The organism is Streptomyces sp. NPDC127092 (genome assembly GCF_042722475.1).
Lineage (GTDB): Bacteria > Actinomycetota > Actinomycetes > Streptomycetales > Streptomycetaceae > Streptomyces.
Genome location: NZ_JBHXFE010000348.1, coordinates 1 through 580, shown reverse-complemented (window position 1 = coordinate 580; position 580 = coordinate 1). Strand labels below are relative to the sequence as shown.

Here is a 580-nt window from a genome sequence, read left to right as displayed (position 1 = left end):
ACGGATCGCCGGACATCTGCTCGGCCTGCCGGCCCTCCGGGACGAGGCCGACCTCGTCGTGGTGCTGGCCGCGCCGAAGAAGGACGTCGCCTCGCTGCTGGGCACCACCCCCGAGGCGTTCAGCCGCGGGCTGCGCCGCCTCGCCGACGACGGCCTGATCGCCATCGAGGGCCCGCGGGTGACGCTGCTGGACCCGGAGGCGCTGGAGGCCCTTGCCGCGGAATGACCGCCGTCGTCGTGGTGTCGCCGGCGGTAGGCTGGGGACTCCCCCGTCCCCCTACCCACGCAGGCCCGCAGCCCGGGCCGGGAAGCGCAGTGCCATGGCCTCCATCCGTCCCATCACCGTCTACGGCGAGCCCGTGCTGCACCGGCGCGCGGCCGAGGTGGAGGTGATCGACGACGAGATCCGCGAGCTGATCGAGGACATGTACGTCACGCAGGACGCCGCGCACGGCGTGGGCCTGGCCGCCCCGCAGGTCGGGGTCGGGCTGCGGATCTTCACGTGGACGTTCCCGGACTCCGGCGATGCGCCGAACGTGGGCCACGTGATCAACCCCGTGCTGACCCACCTGGACAAGGC

Annotated in this window: 2 protein-coding genes; both read left to right on the top strand. The window is 73.3% G+C overall.

The features are described from left to right. Positions 1-226 (top strand): Crp/Fnr family transcriptional regulator (locus tag ACFWJO_RS40315; RefSeq protein WP_386873329.1); only part of this gene is annotated, 226 nt, incomplete at its 5' end. Positions 227-320: 94 nt separating this feature from the next. Further along, the coding region (locus tag ACFWJO_RS40310) for a peptide deformylase (protein ID WP_386873327.1) at positions 321-580 on the top strand (260 nt) is incomplete at its 3' end.